The organism is Marinomonas fungiae, assembly GCF_001418205.1.
Lineage (GTDB): Bacteria > Pseudomonadota > Gammaproteobacteria > Pseudomonadales > Marinomonadaceae > Marinomonas > Marinomonas fungiae.
Genome location: NZ_LIQF01000002.1, coordinates 496,339 through 519,847, shown reverse-complemented (window position 1 = coordinate 519,847; position 23,509 = coordinate 496,339). Strand labels below are relative to the sequence as shown.

The following is a 23,509-nucleotide window of genomic DNA, read 5'->3' as shown; positions in this document are numbered from 1 at the left end:
TGTGCTACCGCTCGACTTGCATGTGTTAAGCCTGCCGCCAGCGTTCAATCTGAGCCATGATCAAACTCTTCAGTTTAAAAAGTTTGCTCAAACTCGTGAATCACGTCTGACTTTTACTATATTCTTCAACCCGAAGATTAAAGAACGTAAAGCGAATTGACATGGTCACTTGTTTAAGACTTCAAAGTTTTTGAGAAGTCTCCAGCAAGCGCCCACACAAATTATCTGATTATCTATTTTAAAGAGCGTCTGACGCGGTGTGCTTCGTTGTTGTGAAGCGTTGTCCGTGTCAGTGGGTGCGTATAATACGCATCAGAATTTTCAGCGCAAGCATTTTTTAAAATAATTTTAAAAAAGTTGCGATTATTGCGATAAAAACGCAGATTTGATCATTTATCAATCACAATCAAGCTGTTGCTGATCATTTAACAGCCAACCATTAGCAAAACAAGCTGTTATCAAGGTTGCCAGACCCCTCCCCCCCTTGCTGGTGAGAAAGGGGTCAGATCCCTTAACAGATAATAGGCACTGGAAGCTGGTACATAGAAGGGATCTGACCCCAGAGCTATTTATCAATCAACCCCAGACACCAATCGATCAACAAATAAACAACCGGTACTTTTTAGAGATTCTAAGAAGACTTAACTAGAACCCGTAAAAGCAAAAAGCCCACTACTTACATAATAAGTAGCGGGCTTTTCTGGAGTGGGGCTTTGCTCTGCTTAACGAAGCTGCTTAATAAAGATACCTAGCAATCCCCAAACACCATAAGCACAAAACATAATCGCAAGCACTAATGCTGGCTCAAGCGCAATCAGCACCAATATCAATACCGCAATCAAAAGCACAACAAACGGTACTCGACCCTTAATATTTAGATCTTTGAAGCTGCGATATTTAACATTACTCACCATTAGCAAGCCCGTAATAGGTACCAACAATGCCATCACACTGGCTACTTGATCGCCTGACACCCCTGCACTTTCTGAAGCCCAAATGACACCAGCAACAATGGCGGCAGCGGATGGGCTTGGTAAGCCAGTAAAATAACGCTTATCTTGGCTACCAATCATGGTATTAAATCGAGCCAAACGAAGTGCTGCCCCCACTGCGTAAATAAAGGCAGCTATCCAACCCACTTTACCTAAAGGCGCCAGCGCCCAAGTAAATGCCACCAATGCAGGAGCAATACCGAACGACACCATATCCGCTAGCGAATCGTACTCCGCGCCAAAAGCACTTTGAGTTCTGGTTAAACGTGCAACACGTCCATCCAAGCCGTCTAATACCATTGATATAAAAATCGCTACCGAGGCATGGGTAAAGTTGCCATTCATTGCAGCGATAATAGAATAGAAACCAGAAAACAAAGCTGCAGTGGTAAACAAGTTGGGTAACAAGTACACACCGCGGTGCGGCTGTTTCTGAGTTGTGGCAGCACTATCACTACCATCAACATCTTCCTTTAGTATTTCTTTTTCAGTCTCTTCGACAGGCATATTGTCTTCCTTCATTAAGGATCCCTACCTATGCAAGTTTCGCTAACGCGCGTTTTGCCGCAGCAACAGTAAACGCGATGTCTTCATCGGTATGCGCTTGAGAGGTAAAACCTGCTTCAAACGCAGAAGGCGCTAGATAAACCCCCTCTTCAAGCATGTAGTGGAAGAAGAGCTTGAATTTCTCCGTATCACACTTCAGTACATCGGCAAACGTCGTCACTTTTTCCAACTCGGTAAAGAACAAGCCAAACATGCCACCACCAGCACATACTGTCACCAACGGCACATTCAGCTCATCCGCAGCTGCCTGAATGCCGTTCATCAGCGCTACAGTTTTAGCTTCCAACGTTTTATGAAAATCAGGCTCGCTGATTTTATTTAGTACCGCCAAGCCCGCCACCATAGCAACAGGGTTACCTGATAAAGTACCTGCTTGGTAGACTGGACCTAGGGGTGCGATGTATTCCATGATTTCGCGTTTACCACCAAAAGCACCGACAGGCATACCCGCACCAATTACTTTACCTAATGTTGTTAGATCAGGCTTGATGTTAAATTTCTCTTGTGCGCCACCTAGTGCAACACGGAAGCCCGTCATAACTTCATCAAAAATCAACACCGCCCCAGACTGATCACATACTTCACGCAGTGTTTCAAGGAAACCTGCTACTGGAGGAATACAGTTCATGTTGCCTGCAACAGGTTCAACAATAATACAAGCAATCTGATCACCGATTTTAGCGAAGCACGACTTCACTTCTTCGATATCATTAAACTGTAGCGTGATAGTGTGTTGCGCAAGATCAGCTGGCACACCAGGAGAATTAGGCACCCCCAATGTTAAAGCGCCAGAACCCGCTTTCACCAACAATGAATCAGAATGGCCGTGGTAGCAGCCCTCAAACTTAACAATCTTGTCACGACCAGTGTAACCACGCGCCAAACGAATTGCACTCATGGTCGCTTCCGTACCAGAGTTCACCATGCGCACCATATCCATTGATGGCACCAGTTCACAAACCTTGTCAGCCATGGTGATTTCCACTTCAGTTGGTGCACCAAAGCTCAAACCGAAGTCCAACTGCTTGCGAACTGCATCAATCACATCAGGGTGAGAATGGCCAAGGATCATCGGCCCCCAAGACCCTACGTAATCAACATAGCGCTTAGCGTCTTCATCGTAAACATAAGCACCCTCTCCCTTTTGAAAGAAAATCGGCGATCCACCCACGCCATTAAAAGCTCGAACTGGCGAGTTTACACCACCAGGAATATGTTTCTGGGCACGGGAATACAATTCTTCAGAACGACTCATAACAGGATCCATAAATACGATAAAAATTAAAAAGGACGCACAACGACGAGTATACAAACGCCGATGAGTACTAATACAGGAAATTCATTAAACCAACGGTAAAACACATGACTACGCGTATTTTCATCGTTAGCAAATTTCTTTAATAATCTGCCACAAGCGTGATGATAGCCGAGCAACATTACCACTAGCAGCATTTTGGCATGGAACCAACCAGAGCTAAAATAATAGTCCGTTCCATAAGAAACAAGCCAAGCACCAAGCACCACCGTCGCAATCGCCGATGGGGTCATAATGCCGCGATACAGTTTTCGCTCCATGACTTTAAAACGTTCGATGCTTTCTACATCCTTAGCATCTGCGTGATAAACGAATAAACGAGGCAAATAAAACAACGCTGCAAACCAGCATACCACTGCCACGATATGAAATGCTTTAACCCAAAGCATGGCTACCCCTTCATTAACATTTGATCAAGTTGTCGCGATGTTACCAACCACAACTCCTGCTGTTGTGCAAAACTAACTAAGACCTGATGCTGCTCATGTCGATGCAGCCAACTTAATAACTCAGCCAATGACAGTGAAGCATCCACAACACTTACCTTAGTTCCAGCCACTGCACGTAACACATCCATCGCCTGCCGATCTTGGTCTTCCATTAGCCAACGCTGTGGACCGACATCGAGTTCCTTAAGCTTTTCAACCATTTCAGAAACTGAAACAATGAAATGGAGTCCATTTTTTTGGATCGCAATATAGTCTACCATATTCGATGCCAGATCACGGACCCGTTCAAGTTGAAGCAATTCAGGAAAAATTTCTACCTTGCTGGCGACACTACGCACATCATGTTGACGTAATAAGCGCTGTACTGGACTCCACTCTGAAACCAGCCCCATAGCATTCATACGCTCAACAAAAATGGAATCCTGATTAAACAGCAAACGTACCGCCGTGCAAGACATCACAATCACCAAGATCGCTGGCGCAATAGTCACAGAAGTATGGGTCATTTCAACCATAGCAACTATCGCCGTTAAAGGTGCCTGAAAGGCAGTCGCCATCATTCCAGCCATCCCTAACAGTACAAACAGTGCTAATTCCGCGGTAGCGGGAATCTCGGTATCAAACCAAAAGGCTACTTGAGCACCTAACATTCCACCAATCACAAAGGTTGGCCCTATCATCCCCCCGGGAATTCCTAACCCTATTGAAATAGAGGTTAACAAGACTTTTGCTAACGCTAAGCCAAGCAGTGACATTAAAATCACCTCGCCACTGAGCAAGGCATTCAAGGTATCGTAACCACTGCCCAAGGTTTGAGGTAAATAGAGACCAACAGCGCCAGTAAGAAGGCCAACGAACATAAAGCGTAGCGCCAAAGGTAAATAGCCCAAACGCCACAAAAGTCTTTGCACTTGATAAAAAAGCCCCGATGCAATAATGATGCAGATCGCCAAGACGACATAAGCCACTAGAACATCAAGCTGATAAAGGGGTAGAAAAACTGTCTCCAGTTCAAAAATTTCAATACGCCCTAGAACCAGCTGACTGATCGCTGTAGCCACAATGGCAGACAACAAAACAGGCAATACCAAGCGCAAACGATATTCATGGAAAATCACTTCATAGGCAAACAACACACCAGCAAGCGGCGTTTGAAAAGCCGCCGCAATCGCCCCCGCAACACCGCAGGCAACCAACGTATCAACACCGATATAGGACAGACGAAAGCGCTGTGCTAATTGACTACCAAACGTGGCTCCAATGTGTACAGCAGGCCCTTCTTTACCAATTGAAAGCCCACCAATCAAGCCAACAAAAGCGCCAAAAAACTGCACCACCGCATTTAAAACAGGCAAATTACCTTGGTGATAGTTTAATCGTTCAACCACATAAGGAATGCCGACCTTGAGGTAACGAGCTGGTGTGAACATCCAAACCAATGAGAGCAAAGCACACGCCACTACGGGTAACGTAAACCTCGCAATGGGTGATAGCTCTTCATAGTTTTCACTATGGGAAGGTAATAAAGAGGAGGAGAACCAATACAATAGCTCAATCATACCGGTCATGGTAAGACTGCTCAAAACACCACAAACCAGCGCCAAACCGGAAAGCAACAACAGGTCATCCGAAGCGAAGTCTCGATTACGCCAACGTGCGATAAAATCCAATCCCTTCAGACTCGCCTCCTTGATTAGGCCATGGTCTCTAGCAGTTTATTGAAATACCTAGCATAGTGGAAAACAACGAAATAAAACATTGCACCCGAAAACCGAAAGCTATAGCCGATCTAATCTGGTCGCCAGACACATATGCGTCATTATCTTGTCAATGTTTGGCCAGCTATCCATCTCTAATCGTATTTCATGTAAACGCTTCATAGAGGGCACTTGAACCAATACCATCAGATCAATATCGCCACTAATAGAATGTGCCATTTTAATCTCAGGAATCCGCTCGATATAGGGCTGCACTAACTCGCACCATAAGGGACGAAACGTCAGCGCTAAATAAGCTGAAATCAGATTGTCATCGGTCAGCGCAATATGCGCATGATAGCCAGTAATTTTGCCATTTTCTTCCATGCGCCTAATGCGTTCGGACACCGCAGAGCGCGATAAGTTTACTTGACGGCTGATATCAGAAACAGACGAGCGTGCATCTTGCACCAACATGGCCAGTATCTTCTCGTCATAACGGTCTAAAGTCATTTTTCAACCTTTTATTTTTATTCACCGACAGTTTGCTGGTGAAACCCGCACTTTGATCCTTAAAGGACACAATGTGAGAGCAGATTTATCATGCCATGCATTTTATCCTTTACTAAATTAAATCACAGTACTTTCACTAGGATATGACTATGCAATACCAAAGGAGCTTAGGCCCATTACAAGGAATGGCGATGACTGTTACCACTTTTGTTGGCACAGGCTTGATGATTCTTCCCGCCATGTCGGTCGCCCAAGCCGGCAGTTTTGCCTTTTATGCTTGGCTCATCACTGCACTGATCATTGTACCGGTTGCATTTGTTTTCGCTTTTTTAGGCGCTCGCTTTCCTTCCGCTGGCGGAGCTTCCCATTACATTGGAAAAGTCTTAGGACAGAAAGCTGAACGGGCGGTGGGCTGGCTATTCCTAAGTATTCTATTAGTGGGCCCAGCGGTCGCTATTAAAGTCGCAGCTGCCTATTTAGCAGTGTTACTAAACTTATCAGAACAGTCCATTTTTCTGCTTAGTATAGTGACCTTGTTAGGAATGCTTTTATTCTCTATTGCGGGAATGAAAAATTCAGCCAACTTCCAAAGCATTGTTGTGGTTTGCTTAATTGTCACGGTTGTCGTGCTATTTCTACTCAGTGGTGCACCGATGTCGAGCAACATTATTGCACAGCCAAGCAGTTGGCCAGAGCTTGGAAGTATGCTCCTTGCAACGGGTACAATTTTTTGGTGCTTTCTTGGTATCGAAGTCATGGCGCATATGGGCGCTGAATTTAAAAACCCCAATCGAGACTTTCCGATAGCACTGTTAGGCGGCATTGTCATTGTGGTACTGCTGTACTTAACAACAGTCTTAATGATTGCCGAGCATAAAGTGTTCGGTGACGAATTCATCAACAGTCAGTCACTGGCTTTATTAGTTGGAACATTATTGGGTGAGCAGGCACAACGCTGGTTTGCAGTCGGCGCCTATATCATCGCCTTCTCTAATGTCGGCGCCTATATTTTAGGCTTTGCCCGAATGGTGCAATCAATGGCACAACAACGCGCATTACCACAGTATTTTGCTATGCTCTCTAAGCAAGGCACACCTATTCGTGCCGTCAGCTTCGTGGGTGGCGTGTGTTTGATGTCGCTACTTTACATTGAACTGTTCGGTACGCAAATGGAGTGGCTGATTGAAATGACCAACGGTGCATTTTTGCTAATTTATTTACTGACGTGTCTAACTGCCATCAAAACACTCAATGACTCCCTACGCTGGGTTGCTGTATTAGCGTCAATCAGTTGCCTTATCATGGTAATGTTTATTGGTCAGAATATGTTGTTTGCGAGTATCGCTTTCGCTTTAGCCCTCGCTTGGGAACATTTAAAATCTCACAAACATCCCATTGCGGAAGAAAAAATTCATGTACAATGAGCACATGAACATTCACCTCGCTCAACATCAAACGCGAGACAATAGGAGAGAACACTCATGCCACTACTAGATAGCTTTCGAGTAGACCATACACGCATGCACGCCCCTGCAGTACGTATTGCAAAAACTATGGAAACACCTAAGGGCGATACCATTACCGTATTCGATTTACGCTTTTGTATTCCAAACTCAGAGATCTTGTCTGAAAAAGGTATTCACACACTAGAACACCTTTTCGCAGGCTTCATGCGTGATCACCTAAACGGCGACGGCGTGGAAATCATCGACATTTCTCCAATGGGCTGCCGCACTGGCTTCTACATGAGCTTGATTGGCACACCAAGTGAGAGAAGAGTCGCGGATGCTTGGAAAGCAGCAATGCACGATGTGATTAACGTGAAAGCAAAAGAAGACATTCCTGAGCTAAATGAATATCAGTGTGGCACCTACACAATGCACTCACTTGAAGAAGCAAAAGAAATCGCGGAAATGATCATTGACCGCGATGTTCAAGTGAACAGCAACGCCGAGTTATACCTAAGCGAAGAGTTTCTAGCTGAACACTCTTAAGCCCTGTCTAAAAATCGTTTAGAACTGAAAAGAGAGCCCGACGGCTCTCTTTTTTTATTTCTGATCTTAAATATTAATCACTTAGTAGATTAGCGCGTTGCGGTAGCGAGGAAGACGCTGGCAGCAACAAATATACTACCCATACCACGATTCAAGTTCGCCAGACCTTTTGGACTACGGATCATTTTGCGCAATTGGCGACCACCAATGGCATAGAAAAAAGCTGCGATGAATTCAGTGACGACAAAGGTAGCGCCAATCACCGTAAACTGAATTGCCACAGGTTTGCTCAGATCCAGCAGCTGCGGGAAGATCGCAGTGAAGATTAACACGGCTTTAGGGTTGCTAATAGCGATCATGAATTCTTGACGCATGCGCGAATAATGGGAGCTCGGCACCACCACACCATCTTCTTCCATGGTATGTAGACTATCTTTTGCGGCCAACCAAGTCTTCACACCAATATAAAGTAGGTAGACCACACCGAGCCACTTTACGACGTTAAACCAAAATGATGACGATACAATCACCGCTCCAAGACCCAGAGCTGAAATGATCATCAAAATGATAAACGCAATGTTACGACCAATCACCGCAATCACCGCCGACATGGCACCAACACGAATACCGTTATACATCGATGTAAAATTATTTGGCCCCGGACCAAAAGAGAGCAGTAGTAGGATGGGGGCTATGGTTAACCAAAACTCAAGTGCCATTCTAGGATTCACCTCGCAATGAATGACTTTAGATTCCAAAGCAGACTATCAGAATTACCTTCTTAATTAAGGGCAACCACCTTATTTTCAAAGGTATATTACTGTTCTGATGATTGCTATTGACCGTAAAATAGGCGGCAACTGTAACGACAAATTGAGAGCATGTCATGTCTATTTCACACTTATTTTTATGGCTTACCGCCAGCATCTGGGGATTCGCATTTGTTGCGCAAAGTACCGCTATGGAAGTCATTGGCCCACATACTTTTAATGCCGTGCGCTTCCTTTTGGCGACGCTTTCGCTAATCCCCCTACTGTTTATTTTTAAGAGTAAACAAGCCTATCAAATGAAGGCATTAGTAAAAGGCAGTCTTGCTGCGGGCACTTTACTATTCTGTGGTTTTACCTTTCAACAAACAGGACTTTTGTACACCACAGCAGGTAATGCGGGCTTTATTACCAGCATGTACATCGTGCTAGTCCCTTTAGTCGGCCTGTTATTTAAACATGCAGTTGATCGGTTGACTTGGATGGGGGTAATCGTTGCTTTAGCAGGTTTTTACATCTTAACCATAGGCCCAAACCTCGCTATTAATAAAGGTGATGCCTTAGAGCTTGCGGGGACTATATTTTGGACCTTACACGTATTATTGATTGGCTACTTGTCACGCTCTCTTCCAGCTCTACCGCTTTCAATTATGCAGTTTGCTGTGGCTACTCTATGGGCGAGTCTGACGGCTTTTGTGCTTGAAATACCAACATTTGAGAGCATTGAACTGGCTTGGTGGCCATTGGTCTATGCAGGCGTTGCTTCATCGGGCATTGCGTTCACCTTGCAAACACTTGCCCAGCGACAGGTGACCCCGAGCACTACTGCTTTAATTCTTTCTATGGAGGCAGTCTTTGCGGTGATTGGTGGCTGGCTATTTATGGATGAAGTATTAAGTGACCGAGCTTTGTTCGGTTGTGCACTGATCTTCACAGGTATGATTGTCAGTCAGTGGCCACGCAAAGCAGTACCTATTAATGCAGAAGTCCCTAAGGAAACGAGCCTGTAGTTTCTTCAATATTGAGCGGCATCTCTCGTTTAACCGGTTGAGATAGAATCATCATGGTTTTAGTGTCGCTCAGATCAATCAAGCGTTCTAGCAATATGTCTAAGCGAGACATAGATGACACCGCCACACGCAAGATGAATGCCGAAGGCCCTGTGACGTTATAGCAGTCCAGTACCTCATCAAGACTGAGCACCAGCTCTTTAAATTCACGCTCCTTGGTCCGATACACCTCACATTCCACCAGTGCAGTAATCGGAATCCCTGCTCTCTCAAGATTGATCTTGGCCTGATAACCAGTGATGACACCCTGCTCTTCGAGCTTTTTAATACGCTCAGCCACGGCAGGTGCCGACAAATGCACTAACTTGGCAAGTTCTGAATAGCTAAGGCGACCATTTTCTTCTAATGCTTTCAACAACTTCCAACTAATCTTATCCATATTGAGACTGACCTACCCCAGAGGTAAAAATGAAAAAAGCCGTACCAGTTTACCCAGTACGGCTTTTCTTTTGAACCTAGACTAAACGTCTTAAGATCAATCGGCTGCTGATCACTCAGCTAAGCGGATTAGTTCTTAGTTTTGTCTACGATCTTGTTCGCTGCGATCCATGGCATCATAGAACGTAGTTTCTCACCAGTTTGTTCGATTGGGTGAGCTGCGTTGTTACGACGACGTGCAGTCATTGATGGGTAGTTAGTCGCACCTTCAGAGATGAACATCTTAGCGTATTCACCGTCTTGGATACGTTTTAGAGCGTTACGCATTGCTGCACGAGACTGCTCGTTGATTACCTCTGGGCCAGTTACGTATTCACCGTACTCAGCGTTGTTAGAGATAGAGTAGTTCATGTTCGCGATGCCGCCTTCGTACATTAGGTCTACGATTAGCTTAAGCTCGTGTAGACACTCGAAGTACGCCATTTCTGGAGCGTAACCCGCTTCAGTAAGCGTTTCGAAGCCCATTTTAACAAGTTCAACTGCACCACCACAAAGAACTGCTTGCTCACCGAATAGGTCAGTTTCAGTTTCTTCACGGAAAGTTGTTTCGATGATACCAGAACGACCACCACCAACGCCCATCGCGTAAGAAAGTGCAACATCTTTAGCATTACCAGAAACATCACGGTAAACAGCGATTAGATCAGGAATACCGCCGCCTTTAACGAATTCAGAACGTACCGTGTGACCAGGAGCTTTAGGCGCAATCATGATTACGTCTAGGTCAGCGCGTGGTTCAACTTGGTTGTAGTGAATAGAGAAACCGTGTGCGAATGCAAGCGTTTTACCTTGCTGAATGTTTGGCTCGATTTCTTCTTTGTATAGTTGACCTTGGAACTCGTCTGGAGTCAGGATCATAACAACGTCTGCTTGAGCAACGGCATCAGCAACGTCAGCTACTTTAAGACCGTGAGCTTCCGCTTTAGCGCGTGAAGAAGAACCAGCACGAAGGCCTACAGTCACATCAACGCCAGAGTCTTTAAGGTTACAAGCGTGCGCGTGACCTTGTGAACCGTAACCGATGATAGAAACTTTTTTGCCTTGGATGATAGAAAGATTACAGTCTTTATCGTAGTAAACTTGCATGGTAATTCTCCATTAGAAAACTTGTTGTTTTGTGCTGATCATTCAGCTTGTGGATACAATAAAACAAACATCTCATTGCGTAAAATGATATATTTGCAAAACAGTATCCCAAAAAGTGAAACATCAACAAGATTGGTTAAGTTATGGACACTAAGAGTCTCAGAGTTTTCTTACATTTAAGTGAAAGCCTGCACTTCAGCCGCACCAGTGAGGCTCTACACATGAGCGCTTCAACCTTAAGCCGACACATTAAACAGATTGAAGAAGAACTTGGCCAAATCCTCTTTATTCGCGACAACCGCTCTGTTGCACTGACCCAAGACGGCCTAAAATTTCAACGCTATGCACGGGAAACCTTAGCCGGATGGGATGTGTTTAAACAATCCCTTGGCAGCAGCGCCGAGCAACTTAAGGGAGAGTTAAGCCTTTACTGTTCGGTCACCGCCAGTTATAGCTTCCTCTATAGTATCCTGAGTAAATTTCGAGGGCGCTATCCGCAGATTGAAATCAAAATCCACACTGGCGATCCGGTACCCGCCATAGCCCGAGTTCAAAATAAACACGAAGACATCAGCATTGCCGCTCGCCCTAATTCGATTCCTTCGGTTATGGAATTTAAGCGTATTGCCATATCACCACTAGTGTTTATCGCGCCAAATGATGATGCAGTGCTACATAAGCTGGGCATGAATCAATTGGATATGATTGATTGGCAAACGGTGCCGATGATCGTGTCAGAGGAAGGTATTGGCCGCACACGCATTGATCAATGGTTTCGCCACAAAGGCATCAAACCGTCTATTTATGCGCAAGTGTCAGGTAACGAGGCCATTGTCAGCATGGTGTCGCTCGGTTTTGGTGTGGGCGTCGTACCACAACTGGTACTCGATAACAGCCCGTTGGCTGATAGCGTGAAAGTGATTGATGTTCACCCTGAGCTAGAACCTTTCGATGTGGGATTATTTACCTTGAAGAAAAGCTTGAGCAACCCGATTGTCAAAGCCTTTTGGGATCAGGTTAGCGTTTAATCTTACTGCCTAGACACAAATAAAAACGGCCACCCTAGGGCAGCCGTCTCTCTAAATACACTTCAACTTATGATTCGTTGATACCTAGTTTTTCTTTCAATGCAGCAACTGAACGCTGGTAAGACTCACTGATTTCTTCCATGGTTTCGTCATAAGTTTCTTCCGCTTCGGCAAGAGCTTCGTCAGTATCAGCACTTTCTTTTGCTTCTTCATAAGCATCTTTTGCGTTGTCTACTTGGTCTTGGAACTCTTCATGCAGGTCTGCCATTCCCTCTTGGAAACCCTCTTTGATTTCTTCCCAGTTATCCTCTGCATTATCAGCCGTTAAATGCTTATCGATAAAGCATTCCGTCTTAGAGTAAGCAAGCTTAGCTTCAGATGTAAAAATCTCACTCCAATCTTCCTGCGCCTTAGCAATCTCTACTGCAGCCTCATTACCAGCTACTCGAGCACACGCCAAGTCGTCTGCGTAAGCGGAAGTCCCTACCAAGGTTGCGGCAGCAATAGCTGATGCCAAGGCGCCTTTCTTAACCATTGTCGCTGTATTCTTAAGTGCTGTTGAAGTGTTCATAGTATCGTCCTGTTTCAATGAATGTGTAATATCATTGTGGCTACTATTGAGAAAAAATAAACCCAGAATCAGTCAGTTACGCAATTACTCCCAGTAAGAACTAAATGCTATTCGAGATGACAATTCACTCAACAATTGTCAGAAAAATGTTAAAAGACATCAAAAAAATGCAGGTGATAAATCGAATATTGCACGCATAAAAAAACGCGCCTAATGGCGCGTTTTTTAAAGTCAGATGTAGACAAACCTTATAATGACAAGGTTTTCTCGCCACGAGCAATACCCGATACACCAGTACGCACCACTTCGAGAATGTGCATGCCACCTAGCGCTTGCAGGAAGCCATCTAGCTTGTCTGACTCACCAACAATCTGCATGGTATAGATAGAAGGCGTCATATCAATGATGTTGCCACGGAAAATATCCACCGTACGCTTCACTTCGGCACGCTGTGCACCAGAGGCACGAACCTTAACCAACATTAACTCACGCTCAATGTGTTGACCTTCCGTCAAATCCACCAGCTTAACTACGTCGATTAGTTTGTTTAGCTGCTTAGTGATTTGCTCAACCACTTGATCAGAACCAAACGTTGTCAGCGTCAGACGTGACAGAGTTGGATCATCCGTTGGGGCAACGTTTAGCGTTTCAATGTTGAAGTTACGCTGCGAGAACAAGCCTACAACACGCGACAATGCACCCGGTTCGTTTTCCATTAAAACTGAGATAATGTGTCGCATATTAAGTTCGCTCCGTTTTGCTTAGGAACATATCACGCATAGAACCGCGTGGTACTTGCATTGGGTATACGTGTTCCTCTGGGTCTACATAACAGTTGATGAATACAAGCTGATCTTTCATCGCGAACGCTTCTTCCATCTTCGCATCTAGCTCGTCTTTAGTACGGATTTCAACGTACTTGTGACGGTAGGCGTCCATCAATGTTTTAAATTCAGGCAGTGAATCTAGGTAAGAGTTTGAGTGACGACCTTCGTAGTTCATGTCTTGCCACTGGCGAACCATGCCTAAGTAGCCGTTGTTCAAACATAGAATCTTCACTGGCAGTCCGTATTGAAGACAAGTCGATAGCTCCTGAATATTCATCTGGATACTACCTTCACCTGTCACACACACAACCGTCTCTTCAGGGAAGTTCATCTTAACGCCCATTGCTGCAGGCAAGCCAAAGCCCATCGTGCCAAGACCGCCAGAGTTGATCCAACGGTAAGGTTTCGCGAACTTGTAGTACTGAGCCGTGAACATCTGGTGCTGACCTACATCTGATGCTACAAACGCATCACCATTGGTTGCACGCCAGCAGGCTTCCACTGCGGCTTGAGGCTTGATCTTTTCACTGGTTGTGTCATAACGACCACCGTGAACCTGACGCCATTCATTAATTTGCTTCCACCAGCTATTAATTGCTTCTTTGTTTGAACGTGCAGGCGCATCGTCAATCAAGGACAACATTTCTTCCAGAACTTGAATCACTGGACCAACAATTGGCACGTCCGCACGAATCGTTTTAGAAATCGACGCAGGATCAATATCTACATGGATGATTTTCGCGCTTGGACAGAACTTATCTGGATCGTTTGTTACACGGTCGTCAAAACGCGCACCAATCGCTAAGATCAAATCACTGTGGTGCATCGCTTGGTTAGCTTCGTAAGAACCGTGCATACCTAACATACCAACGAACTGTTTATCCGTACCAGGATAACCACCAAGACCCATTAGCGTATTCGTTACTGGGTATTCCAGCTGCTGTGCAAGCTTAGTCAGTAGCTCAGAGCCGCCACCCATAATGACACCACCGCCGGCATAGATCATTGGACGCTTAGCCGCCAACAATAGATCCACCGCTTTCTTAATTTGGCCGCTATGGCCTTTCGCTGGCGGAGTGTAAGAACGCAGCGATACCGACTCTGGGTAGCTGTATTCAAATTTTTCATTTGGCATGGTCATGTCTTTTGGAATATCCACAACCACAGGTCCAGGGCGACCGCTGCTCGCAATGTAGAAAGCTTTCTTCAGAATCATAGGAATTTCCGAAGGATGCTTAACACTAAAGCTATGCTTAACGATTGGACGAGACACACCAATCATATCTGTTTCTTGGAACGCATCTTCACCAATCAAGTAACTCATTACCTGACCACAGATGACCACCATAGGGATGGAGTCCATGAAGGCTGTCGCAATACCTGTTACAGTGTTTGTTGCGCCAGGACCAGAGGTGACCAGTACGACCCCAGGTTTGCCTGTCGCACGCGCGTAACCGTCAGCCATGTGCGTTGCCGCTTGCTCGTGACGGACAAGGACGTGCTTGACATCAGATTGGCGATGCAGTGCATCATAAATGTGCAATGCTGCACCACCTGGATAACCATAAATGTATTCTACTCCCTCGTCTTTGAGGAAGCGGGCGATCATTTCACCACCGGATAATAACTCCACCTTGTAAACCTCTATAGTGTTCATCAATCTGCTATTTTGGTGCGTCTATTGTAACCGCATACCAAGGTCAGATAAAAGTTGATAAAACGATGTTTGCAAAACAAATGAGATGCCTATTATCAAGGAACACTCAAACGCAAGAAATCGCAGTTTTGACACTGCCCGCGTCTTTTCGCGAGGAGAAGTATTGCCAGTTAAAATTCTACCTACAATACTTAGTGCAACGACTATACTGAGTCGTATGGAAGGGGCTGTTGGCCACCATCAGAAGAGATAGTCAGCGGGGTATTGCCGACGTAAGCGGACATTTTGTCAGGCACGCCATAGTGTGTCAATGAAAAAGCCGTATTTATCGCCATTCTTCTTGCTCTAATAGGGCTTTCATGGTGTCATACTTATATTATGAATTAAGGAGTTACCATTATGGCTTCAGAACTAAATCAACAACGTATCATCGATGAATTTTTGCGTTGCTTTCGCAAAATGTTGATGGAACCGGAACTATCAGGCGAATTGGTTCGTATTGCAAAACAACACATCAACGAACCGAATGCTTACCAAGTAATTGCCGAAGCAGTTTCTAGTCAAACGACTCTAAAGATCCCTGAAGAACATTCAGACGCAGATCGCTTGTTCATCAAATTGTTGATGGATACAGTTAAAAGCGACAGCAATCTTTACTAAGCAATACCTCAAAGTAGGAGTCACATACTCCTACTTCGCCTTGCCAAACCCGCACTATTAAAGTGCGCATTTAAAAAACGATTCTATTGTGTCTTCTTTCTCTGATTGCGATTTACACCAGCTTACACAGGATATTAAGCAATGGGCCAAGGAATTTGGCTTTAACGAATGTCGTATTGTCGATCCTGAGCTGGAACAATATCGCACAGACTTTAATGCTTGGTTAGAACAAGGCTATCACGGTGAAATGGACTACTTAGCCAATCACGCTGATTTACGCTTTGCCCCCGCCAATTTGCATGAAGGCACACAACGCGTGCTCAGCTTGAGCATGGCTTACCTACCAGAATCCGTAGAAACGGTTAAACGTCTACAAACCAAAGACAAAGGCTATATTGCGCGTTACGCCTTGGGGCGCGATTACCACAAACTGATTCGCAAGCGTTTAACGCAACTTGCTAAAAAAATTGAGCAGACGGTTGGCGATCATGGCTATCGCGCTTTTGTTGATAGCGCTCCGATATTAGAGCGCCAAATTGCAGAGCAAGCAGGCATGGGCTGGATTGGTAAAAACACGCTACTATTATCACCGAAAGCAGGTAGCTGGTTTTTGCTCGGCGAAATATTCACCAACTTACCCTTACCAGTCGATGCCCCTACCTCCAAGCGCCATTGTGGTAGCTGCAGTGCCTGTTTAGACAAATGTCCGACCGATGCATTTGTTGAACCTTGGGTACTAGACGCCAGCAAATGCATCTCTTATCTAACCATTGAATACGACGGCATTATCCCTGAAGAGCTGCGTCCGAAAATGGGCAACCGGATTTTTGGTTGTGATGATTGTCAGCTAGTATGCCCATGGACCAAGTTTGCCAAGCACACTCAAGAGCTGGACTTTCAGCCACGGCACAACCTTGATAATGAAGACTTGCTGACTTTGTTTAATTGGGACGAAGACACTTTCTTAAAAAACACGGAAGGCTCCCCTATTCGCCGAACAGGTTACGAAAACTGGCGCCGTAACATCGCCGTTGCACTGGGTAATGCCGCCACAAGAATCGATATTATTGAAAGCCTAGAACAAGCTAGGATGGGAGCTTCTGAGAAACTCCTGGTACACATTGACTGGGCTCTGACACAGCATCGAAGACCTCAATAAACTCGCCATCTGCTAGATCTAATTGTGTAGGGTTTTGCTCGTAATAAGCGATAATAACTCGGTTTCGACCAGATCCTTTGGCGTCATATAGGGCATCATCTGCACGTTTTAGCAACTGTGATGCTGTTTCAAACTGATTCAACTGAGCCATACCGATGCTGGTGGTCACTTTAATCTCTTGCTCTTCAAAACGTGCTTTAGCTACGCTGGCTCGCAACGACTCAGCCTTAGCCTCAGCTTTCGTTAAATCAAAATAGGGCAACAGCACAGCAAACTCTTCCCCACCCCAACGCGCAACGACACCATCCTCCCCCACCACGGTTTGAATCAACTGGGCAGCATGCTTGAGCACTTGATCTCCCGCTTGATGACCAAAACGATCATTCACTTTTTTAAAATCATCCAGATCCACTAATAAGATCGATAAGGGCGTGCTGCGCCGCTTAGCATGCTCCACATGCTCTTTGAACAACACGTCGAAGCGGGTACGGTTATACACCTGAGTCAAGGAATCAGTATTAGCAATGATTGATAGTTGCTTATTAAGAATCAGCAACTCTTCATTACGCTCAGCCAAGGACGCGGTCTTTTCTTGGATATGTTTTTCAAGACCAAGGTTGATCTCAGTTAACTCTCCCCTAGATTTGGCCAAAGACAAAACCACACGATTCACTCCCGCCAAAACCTGCCGATATTCGCCAAATTGACCTAAGAATGAATCCGCTTGCAGAGGGGATGGATGACGCAGATTCACTAAGCTCAGCTCACGCATAAAGCTGCTGAACGCTCTAGAAATGCCGCGCCTTACTAAGTACTTCATTAAAATAAGGAGTAATGCCAACTGGCAAAGAAACACCACAACAAACAACCAAAGATCTTGGGTAAAGACGTTTTCCAAAAGAGTTTCAGAGAAAGCAATGGCAAGAGTAAAGGGAGAGTCTTTAAGATTTAATACATTGAAGGTGAGAGAATTCGTATCTGCCACTTGTTGCGCGTCCGGCCATGCGAATAGAACATGACCTTCTTCACTGAGTATCGCGATGGCCTGTAACGGAACCTTTTCTGATTGACTCAAATTAGTGCCAATAGCTAACCACTCTAAGGCTTTTGATACATCATCAGGAGATTGCCTTAGAGCAGCTTCGACTGAAGACTTCAATTGTGTTGCGATGTTATCTCGATGCTGCTCAACATGATGGTAAGACCAAACAATAAACACCGACAAAACAATTGCCATCACAGCAAGGTAGCAAGCGATTAACTTGGTTAATATAAACTGAACCGCACTTCTACGAGGCACCACGATAAAACCCTTATATATCCCTGCTAGAGTAAAAGCCCCAGCGCCAATAAGAATTACCACATTGTTAAAAGACGATAAAAGTTAACACAACCGCAACAAAATTGACCTAAAGGTTACATTTAATTACAAATTATTCTTGCTTAGCCTTATGAGACCTTCTTGGGCTGTCGAAGCGACTAAGTTTCCTTGGCGATCAAAGATTTTTCCACGAACAAAACCACGAGCACCTGAGGCTGAAGGGCTATCTGCGACATACAGCAACCACTCGTCTAAACGAAACGGACGATGAAACCAAATGGAATGATCCAAACTGGCGATATTCAAATTAGGATTACCAATTGAAATCCCATGGGGCTGTAATGCAGTCTCCAAAAAACCGTAGTCAGTGGTATAAGCCAGCATAGATTGATGCACTAACTCATTGTCTGGCAAAGGCGATACACTCTTAATCCACATATGGCGAGCAGGCAAACCTGGTCGTGGTCGGAACGGGTTCTGATTTTCTACAATACGATATTCAATCGGGCGCTCAGCCGTTAATAAACTACGAATCTTAACGGGAATTTCTTCCGCATGTTTCTGAAATAAGCTCAGCTCAGACTTAAAGTTTTCTGGCCCTGGCACATTCGGCATGGATTCTTGGTGTGATAAACCGTCTTCGAACTTCTGAAAAGACACGGTCATCACTAGAATCTTGTCGCCATTCTGTGCTGCGATCACTCGACGCACACTAAAGCTTCCGCCATCTCGTATCAGCTCAACATCGTAATCGATCGTTTGCGTCGCATCGCCTGGACGGATAAAGTAGCTATGTAGTGAGTGAGGCATGCGCTCTTCGGGAACCGTTTGCGCAGCCGCACTCAGTGCTTGTCCTACGACTTGCCCACCAAAGACCTTGGGAAACCCTAAATCTTGACTCTTACCGACAAATTTAGTGTCAGATACCCGATTCAAAGTGAGTAAATCTATCAAATTATGTATAACACTACGCACTGCGTTTCCCCTATTCCAATAGTGGCTGTAACTGCAATCAAATATTGCGCTATATGAGCATAACGCAAGTCGCAGTCAGTACAGAGTTTTTGCCTCTGTCGAGTAATTTTGCTTCTATTAGAAAATTGTAGCGAGGCCAATTCAAGTGTCAGATTCCATGCTTATCGATCCATTCGGACGAAAAATAGATTATTTACGGATTTCAGTGACGGATCGCTGTGATTTTCGCTGTACCTACTGCATGGACGAAGACGCTACGTTCTTACCGCGCCGCGATATCCTGTCGTTAGAGGAAATCGTGCAAGTAGCCACATCATTTGTTGCTCTGGGAACACGCAAAATTCGCATTACAGGCGGCGAGCCTTTAGTGCGCAAAGACATTCTTTGGGCACTTGAACAAATTGCCGCTTTGCCAGGGTTAGAGGAACTGACCATCACCACCAATGGCTCCCAGCTTGAAAAGATGGGGCAACAGTTATTTGATGCAGGTGTATCGCGTATCAATGTCAGTTTGGACACTCTTAAACGCGAGCGTTTTGAGGAGTTAACTCGTCGCGATAAGCTCGATCAAGTACTGCGAGGTATCGAGACCGTCTGCGCTTTGCCATTTAAACAACTCAAACTAAACGCGGTCATTTTAGGCGGCCACAATGACGATGAAATTGAAGATCTCGTCGAATACGCGTTGACACACAAGATGGACATCAGCTTTATCGAAGAAATGCCACTTGGGCAAATCTCTCATCACGATCGAGCTAAAGTCTACATTTCGAGTGATGAGCTAAGAGACCGCTTGGGCAAACGCTGGCAACTGAGCGCCAGTGAGCGCTCGACGGGAGGTCCGTCACGCTATTTCGACATCGCTGGTGAATCACAGCAGATCGGTTTTATCTCGCCGCACAGTCACAACTTCTGCAGCACCTGTAACCGTGTTCGCTTGACCGCAGAAGGCCGTCTGCTGATGTGCCTTGGTAACGAACATTCAAAAGATTTAAAAGCCGTGATGCGTGCTCATCCTGAGAACGTTGAGCTATTAAAACAAACTATTATTGATTCTCTGGTCTTAAAACCGGAGAAGCATCATTTTAATCTAGAAGAAGAACCACAAATTTTGCGTTTCATGAGCGCAACAGGTGGTTAATAAAGGATTTCACTATATGGCTAAAACACCTTCTCCTTTTCGTCCACTTAACATAAATGTGTTAACCGTTTCAGACACACGTGGTTTGGCAGAAGACACCTCGGGCGATGCGCTGATCGAGATGCTGAAAGAAGCCGGCCATACCCTGCATGATCGAGCATTGGTAAAAGACGATGTCTATGCCATGCGCGCGGTTGTATCAAACTGGATTACCGATGAAAACGCGCACGTGGTGCTGATCACCGGCGGCACTGGCTTTTATTCACGTGACAGCACGCCTGAAGCCATCATTCCACTGTTAGATAAGCAGGTAGACGGCTTTGGCGAATTGTTCCGTCAAATTTCTCACGAAGAAATTGGCACCTCAACTATCCAGTCTCGTGCCTTGGCAGGCCTTGCCAACAAGACACTGATTTTCTGCCTGCCGGGCTCCACTGGCGCCTGCCGTACAGCATGGAATGGCATCATCAAAGAGCAACTAGACGCTCGCCATCGTCCATGTAACTTTGTCACCATGTTACTTGGCCCTTACCAACCGCCGGTTCATGAGGTGTGATATGGCACCATTATTGCCATTTAAAGAAGCCATTGAACATATTAAGGGTGCGCTTGAGCGAGTTACTCAGATAGAAACTACTCCACTTAATCAAGCCCTTGGTCGAGTACTGGCAGAAGATGTGATATCAAGTATTCAGGTGCCTCCTGCTGATAATAGTGCCATGGATGGCTATGCGCTATGCGCTAGTGATCTGGAGCACACAGACAGCCTGCTGGTCTCACAACGCATTGCCGCAGGCTGTGCCCCAACACCGCTGACAGCTAATTCTTGTGCGCGCATTTTTACAGGTGCAGAGATTCCTGCTGGTGCAAATGCAGTTGTGATGCAGGAAAATACGGAACTAGTAGGTGATTCAGTTCGCTTTCTGAATCCAGTTAGGATCAACGATAACATTCGTCCAGCAGGACAAGACATAGCCCTTGGCGCAACGGTGTTAGAGAAAGGCAAACGCTTATCCGCCATTGATATTGGAGTGCTGGCCAGTATCGGTATAACCGAAATACAAGCCTTTACACCATTGAAAGTAGGTATTTTAACCACAGGTGATGAACTACAAGTCGCTGGACAACCATTGGCGGCAGGTCAGATCTATAACTCCAATGGGCCACTGATCGAATCACTGGTAACGAGTGCGGGGCATCATGTCAGCTTACGGCTACATGCCATGGACTCCGTCGACGCCACTGAGTCTGCATTAAAACAATTAAGTGAATGCTCGGATGTGATTATTTCCTCTGGCGGCGTGTCCGTTGGCGAAGAAGATCATGTAAAAGCCACCATTGAGCAAAATGGTCAGCTGCACTTGTGGAAGATTGCCATCAAACCAGGCAAACCGTTGGTGTTCGCCAATGTCTTTGGTACGCCATTTATTGGACTACCAGGCAATCCCAGCTCGACGCTGGTAACCTTCCACTTATTTGCTCGCCTTGCCTTAGCAACAGCTGCTGGCGAACAATTAGAGCTGCCCGATCCGATACCCGTAATCTGTGCGTTTGAACGTAAGAGCAATAAATCTCGCGATGAGTTTTTGCGTGTCCATGTGAACCATGGTGTGGCAACGCCTCACTCACAACAAAGCTCTGGCGCTTTGCTAGCTGCCAGCCAAACAGATGGCTATTTACATGTTCCAGCACAACAAGATGTTACATTAAATAGTTACTTTGACTTTTACCCTTTCAATGCCTTCTAAACTACACTCTAAGGCAATAATAGAATGAGTAAAGGAGTCCGTTGTGAGAGATAAAAACTGGGAAATCTCATTGTATGAACATCAACACGCGATGATTAAGCGTCTTGATGTTCATCGTCAAAAAGAGCGCTCAACCCCTTTGACACAAGATGAAATCATGGCAGTAGAGCATACCTTTCAATTGCTTATTGCCTCGATGCTCGATCTTGCTATCTATGTGTTGAAACATCATTACGACGTTACGATTGAGCGTCGCGATCAGGTTCTTGAGTCATTGTTACAACATAAAGATGTGACTTTCGAACAAGGCGAGCAAATTAAAGTATTAATTGAGCTGCGCCAAAAAATCTTATTTGACTATTTGGATCAAAACTTCGAAGAGCTATCCTCTGCGCTTTCTTTGCGCCGCTACGGTCTTGTGGAGGTGCTGACCAAAGAGTGGACTGCTCGTCTGGACCATGATGGTTAAACTCAGATAGCAAAAACCCCCAATGGTTATAGATCTCTTGGGGGCTTTTAGAGCGTCTAGCAGAAAAGTTTACGCATTAACGAGTGAGCTTATTTCATCACTGCTTAAGCCAAGCAAGTATAAAACCCCATCCAAACCTAGCTGATTCATTGGGCAAGGGGCTTGCTGGCGTACAATCGGCTTGGCATGTAAGGCCACACCAAGCGCCGCATCATTCAGCATCAACAAGTCATTGGCACCGTCGCCACAGGCGATAGTTTGATTGGCCGGTATCGCATATTTTTGAGATAACTCAGCTAACAAGACTTGTTTACGCTTGGCATCAACAATCGGCCCCACATAGTTACCCGTTAGTTTGCAATCCACAATTTCCAGAACGTTAGCATGCACTTCCGTCATGCCATGGTCGGTTTGAACTCGATCTGCAAAGTAAGTAAATCCACCGGATAAAATAGCGGTTTTCCAACAAAAATGATGTAATACCTGCATCAACGTTCCGATACCATCCATGTGCTCAATACGTTGATAAACGGAATCCATGACATCACTGCTCAAGCCATTTAACAAGGATAAGCGTTGAGTGAAGCTTTGAACAAAATCGATTTCGCCACGCATAGCACTCGCAGTCACGGCTGCGATTTGTTCGCCAATCCCCATCTCAACCGCTAATTCGTCCATAACTTCCGCCTTGATTAAGGTAGAATCCATATCAAACACAGCTAGACCCGTTTGACGAATATTAGGTGTTGATCGCTGCAATATATGATCAATACCCGTTTGATCAGCCAGTGCTAATAGCGCTGCGCGAAGTTCTCCATATTTACCATCTGTAATGGGAGTGCTAAGGTCGTAGCGCTGAACACAAAAGGCATCTTTCTGATTAGTGAGAACTTTTCGGGAAGCCTCTAGTTGTTGTGTAGAAAGCCAAGCCTGAAAACTTGGCTCATATTGTGCGAGATTATCGCCAATAAGGGTGATCGAAGCTGTCATAGAAACTCCTGATAATGGGGATACTTACTATATCAAATCCCCGTGCTGACGCTAACCACCACAAGGTTCTAAAGA

The 23,509-nt window shown here is 45.3% G+C and carries 24 protein-coding genes and 1 rRNA gene; 10 read left to right on the top strand and 15 right to left on the bottom strand.

The window, feature by feature from the left end; genetic code table 11:
* From ASC49_RS04965 to ASC49_RS04940, 6 genes are all read right to left on the bottom strand, one after another.
* Nucleotides 1–76: ribosomal RNA gene (locus ASC49_RS04965) — 16S ribosomal RNA — on the bottom strand; the annotation flags it as partial.
* Between the two features lie 646 nt (nt 77–722).
* A complete protein-coding gene (gene pssA, locus ASC49_RS04960) occupies nt 723–1,514 on the bottom strand; it encodes a CDP-diacylglycerol--serine O-phosphatidyltransferase (RefSeq protein ID WP_055462106.1) in 792 nt (263 codons plus the stop codon).
* 13 nt (nt 1,515–1,527) lie between these two features.
* Nucleotides 1,528–2,814, bottom strand: a complete 1,287-nt coding sequence (gene hemL, locus ASC49_RS04955) for a glutamate-1-semialdehyde 2,1-aminomutase (RefSeq protein WP_055462105.1) — start codon at nt 2,812–2,814, stop codon at nt 1,528–1,530.
* A gap of 26 nt (nt 2,815–2,840) precedes the next feature.
* On the bottom strand, nt 2,841–3,263 hold the full coding sequence (gene hemJ, locus ASC49_RS04950; RefSeq protein ID WP_055462104.1) for a protoporphyrinogen oxidase HemJ: 423 nt from the start codon (nt 3,261–3,263) through the stop codon (nt 2,841–2,843).
* Nucleotides 3,264–3,265: 2 nt separating this feature from the next.
* A complete protein-coding gene (locus tag ASC49_RS04945) occupies nt 3,266–4,993 on the bottom strand; it encodes a chloride channel protein (protein WP_245624637.1) in 1,728 nt (575 codons plus the stop codon).
* Between the two features lie 108 nt (nt 4,994–5,101).
* Nucleotides 5,102–5,533 carry an Lrp/AsnC family transcriptional regulator gene (locus ASC49_RS04940; protein WP_055462103.1) on the bottom strand — a complete coding sequence of 144 codons (432 nt, stop codon included), beginning with the start codon at nt 5,531–5,533 and terminating at the stop codon, nt 5,102–5,104.
* 149 nt (nt 5,534–5,682) lie between these two features.
* Here ASC49_RS04940 and yjeH point away from each other — a divergent pair, with 149 nt between their 5' ends.
* Nucleotides 5,683–6,957: an L-methionine/branched-chain amino acid transporter gene (yjeH, locus tag ASC49_RS04935; RefSeq protein WP_245624636.1), complete on the top strand. Its 1,275-nt coding sequence runs from the start codon at nt 5,683–5,685 to the stop codon at nt 6,955–6,957.
* A 57-nt stretch (nt 6,958–7,014) separates the two neighbouring features.
* A complete protein-coding gene (luxS, locus tag ASC49_RS04930) occupies nt 7,015–7,527 on the top strand; it encodes an S-ribosylhomocysteine lyase (protein WP_055462101.1) in 513 nt (170 codons plus the stop codon).
* 89 nt (nt 7,528–7,616) lie between these two features.
* Here the strand turns inward: luxS and ASC49_RS04925 are convergent, their stop codons facing one another.
* Nucleotides 7,617–8,246, bottom strand: a complete 630-nt coding sequence (locus ASC49_RS04925) for a LysE family translocator (protein ID WP_055462100.1) — start codon at nt 8,244–8,246, stop codon at nt 7,617–7,619.
* A gap of 167 nt (nt 8,247–8,413) precedes the next feature.
* Between ASC49_RS04925 and ASC49_RS04920 the strand changes: the two genes are divergently transcribed.
* Nucleotides 8,414–9,304, top strand: a complete 891-nt coding sequence (locus ASC49_RS04920) for a DMT family transporter (protein WP_055462099.1) — start codon at nt 8,414–8,416, stop codon at nt 9,302–9,304.
* Here ASC49_RS04920 and ASC49_RS04915 read toward each other — a convergent pair.
* Entirely contained in the window at nt 9,285–9,743 is a 459-nt protein-coding gene (locus ASC49_RS04915) for an Lrp/AsnC family transcriptional regulator (RefSeq protein ID WP_055462098.1), read from the bottom strand. The two genes, ASC49_RS04920 and ASC49_RS04915, sit on opposite strands and share 20 nt — an antisense overlap.
* A 128-nt stretch (nt 9,744–9,871) precedes the next feature.
* Complete coding sequence (ilvC, locus tag ASC49_RS04910) at nt 9,872–10,888, bottom strand: ketol-acid reductoisomerase (RefSeq protein ID WP_055462097.1); 1,017 nt, start codon at nt 10,886–10,888, stop codon at nt 9,872–9,874.
* Nucleotides 10,889–11,031: 143 nt separating this feature from the next.
* Between ilvC and ilvY the strand changes: the two genes are divergently transcribed.
* Nucleotides 11,032–11,916: an HTH-type transcriptional activator IlvY gene (gene ilvY / locus ASC49_RS04905; RefSeq protein WP_055462096.1), complete on the top strand. Its 885-nt coding sequence runs from the start codon at nt 11,032–11,034 to the stop codon at nt 11,914–11,916.
* A gap of 67 nt (nt 11,917–11,983) precedes the next feature.
* On the opposite strand, the gene ASC49_RS04900 is transcribed toward ilvY, so the two are convergent.
* The 3 genes from ASC49_RS04900 to ASC49_RS04890 all read right to left on the bottom strand — a co-directional run bounded on the left by ASC49_RS04900 (nt 11,984) and on the right by ASC49_RS04890 (nt 14,947).
* Entirely contained in the window at nt 11,984–12,487 is a 504-nt protein-coding gene (locus tag ASC49_RS04900) for a hypothetical protein (protein ID WP_055462095.1), read from the bottom strand.
* A 248-nt stretch (nt 12,488–12,735) separates the two neighbouring features.
* Entirely contained in the window at nt 12,736–13,227 is a 492-nt protein-coding gene (gene ilvN / locus ASC49_RS04895) for an acetolactate synthase small subunit (RefSeq protein ID WP_055462094.1), read from the bottom strand.
* A gap of 1 nt (nt 13,228) precedes the next feature.
* Nucleotides 13,229–14,947: an acetolactate synthase 3 large subunit gene (locus ASC49_RS04890; protein ID WP_055462093.1), complete on the bottom strand. Its 1,719-nt coding sequence runs from the start codon at nt 14,945–14,947 to the stop codon at nt 13,229–13,231.
* 423 nt (nt 14,948–15,370) lie between these two features.
* Here ASC49_RS04890 and ASC49_RS04885 point away from each other — a divergent pair, with 423 nt between their 5' ends.
* Together ASC49_RS04885 and queG are read left to right on the top strand one after the other, a co-directional pair.
* A complete protein-coding gene (locus ASC49_RS04885) occupies nt 15,371–15,631 on the top strand; it encodes a hypothetical protein (protein WP_055462092.1) in 261 nt (86 codons plus the stop codon).
* 88 nt (nt 15,632–15,719) lie between these two features.
* Entirely contained in the window at nt 15,720–16,790 is a 1,071-nt protein-coding gene (queG, locus tag ASC49_RS04880) for a tRNA epoxyqueuosine(34) reductase QueG (protein WP_245624635.1), read from the top strand.
* Here queG and ASC49_RS04875 read toward each other — a convergent pair.
* Together ASC49_RS04875 and tesB are read right to left on the bottom strand one after the other, a co-directional pair.
* A complete protein-coding gene (locus ASC49_RS04875; RefSeq protein ID WP_141656791.1) occupies nt 16,717–18,090 on the bottom strand; it encodes a GGDEF domain-containing protein in 1,374 nt (457 codons plus the stop codon). The genes queG and ASC49_RS04875 overlap by 74 nt on opposite strands.
* Before the next feature lie 126 nt (nt 18,091–18,216).
* A complete protein-coding gene (gene tesB / locus ASC49_RS04870; protein ID WP_055462089.1) occupies nt 18,217–19,086 on the bottom strand; it encodes an acyl-CoA thioesterase II in 870 nt (289 codons plus the stop codon).
* 145 nt (nt 19,087–19,231) lie between these two features.
* Here tesB and moaA point away from each other — a divergent pair, with 145 nt between their 5' ends.
* From moaA to ASC49_RS04850, 4 genes are read left to right on the top strand one after another with little or no spacing between them, the layout of a single operon-like run.
* On the top strand, nt 19,232–20,227 hold the full coding sequence (moaA, locus tag ASC49_RS04865) for a GTP 3',8-cyclase MoaA (protein WP_055462088.1): 996 nt from the start codon (nt 19,232–19,234) through the stop codon (nt 20,225–20,227).
* A 16-nt stretch (nt 20,228–20,243) separates the two neighbouring features.
* Nucleotides 20,244–20,783, top strand: a complete 540-nt coding sequence (moaB, locus tag ASC49_RS04860; RefSeq protein ID WP_055462087.1) for a molybdenum cofactor biosynthesis protein B — start codon at nt 20,244–20,246, stop codon at nt 20,781–20,783.
* A gap of 1 nt (nt 20,784) precedes the next feature.
* Nucleotides 20,785–21,975, top strand: a complete 1,191-nt coding sequence (locus ASC49_RS04855) for a molybdopterin molybdotransferase MoeA (RefSeq protein ID WP_055462086.1) — start codon at nt 20,785–20,787, stop codon at nt 21,973–21,975.
* A 43-nt stretch (nt 21,976–22,018) separates the two neighbouring features.
* The gene (locus tag ASC49_RS04850; RefSeq protein ID WP_055462085.1) at nt 22,019–22,444 is read left to right on the top strand and encodes a hypothetical protein; all 426 of its coding nucleotides are present in this window, start codon (nt 22,019–22,021) and stop codon (nt 22,442–22,444) included.
* Between the two features lie 69 nt (nt 22,445–22,513).
* Here ASC49_RS04850 and serB read toward each other — a convergent pair whose 3' ends face one another.
* On the bottom strand, nt 22,514–23,434 hold the full coding sequence (gene serB, locus ASC49_RS04845) for a phosphoserine phosphatase SerB (protein WP_055462084.1): 921 nt from the start codon (nt 23,432–23,434) through the stop codon (nt 22,514–22,516).
* Nucleotides 23,435–23,509 lie beyond the last annotated feature (75 nt).